This is a genomic window from Nodularia sp. UHCC 0506 (assembly GCF_034931045.1).
GTDB lineage: Bacteria > Cyanobacteriota > Cyanobacteriia > Cyanobacteriales > Nostocaceae > Nodularia.
Genome location: NZ_JAYGHH010000033.1, coordinates 48,672 through 54,603, shown reverse-complemented (window position 1 = coordinate 54,603; position 5,932 = coordinate 48,672). Strand labels below are relative to the sequence as shown.

Below are 5,932 nucleotides of genomic sequence, written 5' to 3'. Positions count from 1 at the left end.
CAAAATCCATATGTATTGGAGCATTGCCTCCTAGATATCTCTTTGCATCGCTGTCTTCACTTTGGCCCCACTCTCGAATACCACCATCTTGAAATGGCGGCGTAATTCTTTGTTTTTCTTCTGTAGTTAGTAGATTTGGATGATGAAGTAAGGCAATATCAATTGTGCGTTTAGCATAGTCACGTGCAAGGATGTGTGTTGTTGAGTGAGGTGCATTAGGTTTAAACATTGCCTCATATAATTCCCGTCCGTATAATGGAAGAAAATTTTGAGTAAAGCTGGCATCTTTAAAATCATATTGGCGTGCCATAGCAATACCGTAAGCAGCAGCTAACATTCTTTCAGAAACATAAGGGTCATTGACCTTTAGTGATTGAAGCAAAAGCTCCAAAAACTTTTCTGGTTTTCTTCGTCCATACCAGTACAATGCCCGTGTGACTTTATCTCGTAAAGGTCTTACTGTTGAAGTCAATGCCCACATTATGTAGACTGCTAAAAGGTAAATTCTGTCCTCCATAATTGTGGATAAATTTTCATTACTTTTGCATAGACTTTCAAGTTGGGTTATGCTCTTTTCAAGACGTTTAATATTTTCTCGTATATATTCTGTCCAGCTAATATCTCTCTCTGGCATTGTTAAAAGCTGGAGTTGTCGAGACCAAAATGTAGCATTTAATGGGTGTTGTGGAGATGCTATTGTGGAGGCTGATAAATTTAGAAGTTTTTCCCTATTCTCAGGTTTTTGAAATAAACTTTGTATGAAATTAACGCAGTCTTCACTAATATTTTCTGCTGGAATTTCAAATAGCGCTTTTACAGATAAATCAGAAGCTGTTGAGTTCTCGATTAGATTATGTAGATATAAACCTATTTGTACTGGAATTAGCGCCGCTAAACAGCGACCAATATCATTATGTAAAGGGTGTAATAGTCTCAAATTATCACTGAATAGTGCAGCTATTATTTCTATGGATTGCACTCTTGATTGAATATTATTCTCAGCCTGTTGAATCAGATATTTTGCAATTAAATAACCTCCAAACAAGTCATAGGTAAAGAAAACAACCTCTCCATTAGTTCCCCAATCACGGCACACTAAAAGACCTTCATCTAGGATTGCATTTGTCTTAGATTTCTCCCACTTTAAAGTGTCTAGAGGTTGACCATCAACAATTTCAGCTAGGTCAGTCAAGGAGATACTACGCTTCATTGGTTGCCAAAGGTGTTTGGCTATTTTGAGCAAAGCTTGTGTAACTACAGGTATTCCGCGACGGAGACCTAGCTGTTCACTGATAACGCAATTACACAGGTGTAAGTAATCATCAAAAACCTCGAAAAGCGTTTGTTCACCAACATATATATACTTTTCTTCTAAACGTTCAACGTTTTTACTTTTACAAAATATCTGAAGATAAATAGGATGCTGAAATTGTTCAAAAAGAGTGGCTGTTAAATCACCTTTTATTTTATAATATTTTAAATATTTTTCAACAGCTTTTTCAACCTCTTCAATATTAAAACCATTAGCATATTTTATGTTTGATGGTTTTTTATCACTCCAAATAGCATCTTGATAAGTACTTCGACAGGTTGTAATTAAAACAACATTTTTTAATTGCCCAATCTCTTGAATTAAACCAGGTAATCCTTGCCAAACACTCGAAAATTTACCATTACAAGTTGCTTCATTCAAACCATCAATTGCTAATGGAATGCGCGTGCGATATGCCTCAGCAGCAGCATCTATAGCTTGAATAAAATCATTCCAGCTATAGATAGGAGGAATATCGAGAATTCCTCGAAGTTGTTCTTCTAAAGAACGGTCACTTGTGAAACGACTTCCTAAAACTAATAAAGCAGGTAGACTAGAATTTAAACGCTCATGACATATGTTGCTAACAATGTGAGTTTTACCAAAACCCGCATCACCCACTATATGTAATTCTGTTTGGTTGATAGAATTAATTCGAGCAAATATTTCTAAAATCTCAGCAATTAAGCTATATAATAATCTTAAAGGCTGAAATGCTATGTTTTTCACTCGCTGAACCTCGTGAAATTTTCTGTTTTCTTCTTTCTCTTTCCCAATATAGGGAAGTTTTTTATTATAAAGCTTTCGTTCTAATTCTCCACATATTGCTTGATTGCTTTCTAAGTCAATTTTTATTGTGTTCAAATCTAAGCTTAAACTGCGTATTTCGTTATGTTGATTTTCACTTAAAAAATCTCTAGCAAGATTTATCTGAGAATAAGCATGAGTTAATAAACTATCTACAGAGTTATTAAAGTCGATAATTTCTGATTTGATAGTATTCCAAGTATTATCTTCAATAATCTTATGACAATTGCTGATTTCAATTTCCCTAATGGAGTTCTTATATTCGTTAATTCTATCTTGAATATTATCTATTATTTTGCAAATTTTTAAGGTAAAAACCTTATCACATAAAACTTCATGAATATAATCGTCAAGATTTGTTTCTATATGTAATACTGGATTGAATTTATTGCTAATTCCTGCTATCTGTTTGGCAATCTGATTGCGAAACCAGTCAATATTTAGCTCTAAATCGCTAAAAAAATAGTTTTTCTTACCATTAAAACGTGGTTCACTCAGCCAGTTATTAAAATCACTATCACCCCAATGAATAATCTCCACTTCCATATTTTTTGGCACTGATTTCGGAAGTGTTTTATCAAACCAAGCTTGCTCATCAGGTGTGAAGTTAGCTGGAGTGCATAAGAACCATTTCTTTAAAGTTGGATGCACCTTGCAAGCTTTTGCCAATGAGCCTTGTATTGACGATTTACGGTTACTGACACTGAGGCGAAGGTCAGGATAATAGAACTTTGCCTGCCATCCCCATACGTCACTATTAGGCAAAGTCATGTAAAACTCTACTCCATCTCCACCACCGCTATCGTCTACCGATGTGAAACACCCTTCATATCCATGCAAACCTTTGGCGATTTGAAAGCATAATTCTTCAAAGCTCCCATACTTGTCACTTTTATAAGGTTGTAACTTTGACCAATCAATCATGCTTTTACTATTAGAGAAATGGAGTACGGAAAATTACGACAAATTTATACTACTTTAGCTTGTGTTCCGACTAGATATTCACTTAGGGCAATTCCGTCAAAAGAACGGTCGTGACCCGAACCCAGAAGAACTCTTGAACATCATGTTCAGCAAGATAGAACTACCAGGTATTGCTGATGACGAAAAGGAAGATCAATTCGAGATTGTTGAACTAGCAAGAAGTATAGCTGTTAATGGAGTTCGGAAGCCACCGATATTGGACATGGACAGCACTCTTTTAGACGGAAATCGTCGCGTTGCAGCTTGCTATTACATTCGGAACAGCGACGAGTTCGACAGTTCGACTCGGAACAAAAGCGACGGGCAGAGTACATTCCAGTTTGGCAGATCACCGAACACGCCACAAATGATGACCGGAATGCAGTAGTCGTTTCGCTTAACTTTGAATCTGACTGTAAGTTGGACTGGTCTGATTACATCAAAGCGAGGAAAGTCTATGAAGAATGGCAAGCCATGCTAGCACTATAGCCGAGGATACCAGGTCGTCAGCGGACGGCTGAGATGAAGCGCGAGTTATTGATGAAATTTGCTCTTGGGACTGACACTGGTACAGTCAACAGATATTTGAAAATAGTAAATTGGGTTACGCACAAACACTTCTAAGAGACCAGGTTGAGGAACCTATTACTAGGGAAACAATGCTTAGGGGAGCGATCGGTGGCGGTAAGAAATTGCTGTTGAAAACGCTATTAAAAACAACTGGGTCTGCATTCTACATTTGTGCCAAAAGGTGGAACTACTGGCTATGTCTTTTTAAGATCAGGCAATGGGCGATTTCCCATATTTTGAGAATAAATCGTTTAATGCCTCCTCCAATAATCCCTGTACTGTGGTGTCATGCTCTAATGCCAATTGCCGTAATTGTTTCGATACTGCTGGGTCGAAATGACCGGCGATCGCTTTCTTCCCCACCCGACTCGGTGGGACTTCAGATTTGGCATCGTTGTTTGGCTGATCACGCTGACTGGTTTTATTGGTGATCACCTTTTGCGGTTCAGATGCCTTTTTTAAAGAATCAGCCAAATTCGTTTTTTTAACCATCAGTTTTTATGTATACACTTCTACACTAATACATAATTACAGTTTAACTTGTTTACATATCCACTTGTAGAGTTGCCAAACTTCCTCTGTGGCCTTGCCTTTTGGCTCATATTCCATCACAGTTAACCCAGCAGATAGACAGCGAACAAAGGCAGTTCTCTCAGAAACCCTGACAGGTGCGACAGGAATTTCATATTGTTTAATTGCTTCCACGGCTTCATCCCCCAATGTCCCGCGTGTAGGAACAGCATTCAAAAGTGCGATAGCAGATTTTTTGGCCAGCTTTACTAAATCAATGGTGTCGGAGATGGCGCGTAAATCTAAAATCGACGGCTGGCATGGGATGAGAATGAGATCGGAGACACGAATTGCGGCCAGGGCTGCTGATTCACTGTGAGGGGCTGAATCAATCACAATTAAATCTGCACCTCCCTCCTGGGCTGCTGCCAAAACTTTCTCCAACCGTGACGCTTGTGAACTGATGACAACTGGATATTCCTTCTCTCTGGAGTCAGACCACTTCGATGCGCTGGCCTGTGGGTCTAAGTCGATGAGAGCAGCTTCCTTCTTTTTGATTGCAGCTGCGGTGGCTAAATGAATTGAGAGAGTCGATTTTCCGACTCCACCCTTTTGACTAACGACAGAAATTATCTTCATGTATACACCTCTACATTTGTACAATCCTACAGTGCTACACATTTATGACCGTTTTTTCTTTGTGACATTACCGTTCTAACGATTCTTCATCTGCTACTGGCGGTTTTCCTATTTCTTGCAACTAGAGTTGTGTTTATCTGTCTTCATTGAGGTACTTAAGCAGAGTGTCGATTTGGTGAACAGAATAAACATTAATCGGGAGCATGGGAGTATCAGAGCCAGCAAGGAAAGCTATTACTCGATGAGTATTGTAGTCTACACTTTTGAGCTTTTCTATCAGGCGTAAGCCTTTAACTGGAATATTACACCGGGATTTGACAAAAGCTTCAATGTCGGAGCGGAATGTAATTTCGACACCAACCCCACCGGAAAACTTTAAATCTTCAGAGAAAACAATTCCTGGCTCTTCTATAGTTTTAGCTTTTGTCAAGGCGATGGAAAAGGTGGATTTAAAATCATCAGGCATCCTATGCAATTTGGCTTTCGTGCTTGCCAATGCTTCATCACTCACAGATCCAAAGCTAATTTCTGAAGGTATGGGGCATTTTTCTAAATTAACTGGCGAACCGTAGACATCACCCAAAAGCTGTTTTCTGCGTTTAGCTTCTCCCATACTTCATCCCCTGTTACTACCATGAGTGTCATACTAGAATACTAACCAATGTTGCAAATATGTTAGTTAGTGTGCGACAACGCACCCATTTGATTGTGACCTCAGTTTTTACTTGCTTGGCTTGCCCCTGGCTCATCAAAAATTCAAATTTGTCGCTCCTGATTTTATCAGGCTGAAGGTTGTCCACCACAAATTGGGTAAGAGATAGAGAGTTCGCTTCGTTAAAATGTTGTGGCGGATGAGTAGACGAACAGCCAAACAATTTTGTATGTGCTTGTTGCTAAATTATACTAATAAAAACGCCATCAACGAGTTTTCAAGAGTTTCAGACAAAAATCATCTCTTGTTTTAGCTAAAATTAACCCCTTTGCAAGTGAAAACTGGTAGAGGAAACTAATTGTCCCTAATTGTCCCACTAATTCCCAACAATAACCAAAGTCTCCCCATGTTCTCCCACTAATTCCCAACGGTTTTTCAATCTTCCCCCAAATTTCCCAAAGTAGAAAATATTCAGCAGG

General features: G+C 38.7%; 6 protein-coding genes and 1 pseudogene. 2 read left to right on the top strand and 5 right to left on the bottom strand.

The window, feature by feature from the left end; translation table 11 throughout:
• On the bottom strand, positions 1-3,043 hold a 3,043-nt coding region (locus VB654_RS17240), incomplete at its 3' end, for a hypothetical protein (RefSeq protein WP_323215041.1).
• Between the two features lie 142 nt (positions 3,044-3,185).
• Between VB654_RS17240 and VB654_RS25265 the strand changes: the two are divergent.
• A pseudogene (locus VB654_RS25265) lies at positions 3,186-3,341 on the top strand (hypothetical protein); the annotation flags it as partial.
• Positions 3,342-3,346: 5 nt separating this feature from the next.
• Complete coding sequence (locus tag VB654_RS17235) at positions 3,347-3,571, top strand: hypothetical protein (RefSeq protein WP_323215040.1); 225 nt, start codon at positions 3,347-3,349, stop codon at positions 3,569-3,571.
• Between the two features lie 291 nt (positions 3,572-3,862).
• Here the strand turns inward: VB654_RS17235 and VB654_RS17230 are convergent, their stop codons facing one another.
• The 4 genes from VB654_RS17230 to VB654_RS17215 all read right to left on the bottom strand — a co-directional run.
• Entirely contained in the window at positions 3,863-4,144 is a 282-nt protein-coding gene (locus VB654_RS17230; RefSeq protein ID WP_323215039.1) for a ribbon-helix-helix domain-containing protein, read from the bottom strand.
• A 36-nt stretch (positions 4,145-4,180) separates the two neighbouring features.
• Complete coding sequence (parA, locus tag VB654_RS17225) at positions 4,181-4,801, bottom strand: ParA family partition ATPase (protein ID WP_323215038.1); 621 nt, start codon at positions 4,799-4,801, stop codon at positions 4,181-4,183.
• Positions 4,802-4,934: 133 nt separating this feature from the next.
• A complete protein-coding gene (locus VB654_RS17220) occupies positions 4,935-5,414 on the bottom strand; it encodes a hypothetical protein (protein WP_323215037.1) in 480 nt (159 codons plus the stop codon).
• Positions 5,415-5,719: 305 nt separating this feature from the next.
• Positions 5,720-5,932, bottom strand: a 213-nt coding sequence (locus VB654_RS17215) for a hypothetical protein (protein WP_323215036.1), incomplete at its 5' end; no start/stop codon positions are given.

Coding starts and splice junctions, on each gene's coding strand:
- VB654_RS17230 (WP_323215039.1), bottom strand. CDS start 4,144: ATGGTTAAAAAAACGAATTTGGCTGATTCTTTAAAAAAGGCATCTGAA.
- parA (WP_323215038.1), bottom strand. CDS start 4,801: ATGAAGATAATTTCTGTCGTTAGTCAAAAGGGTGGAGTCGGAAAATCG.
- VB654_RS17220 (WP_323215037.1), bottom strand. CDS start 5,414: ATGGGAGAAGCTAAACGCAGAAAACAGCTTTTGGGTGATGTCTACGGT.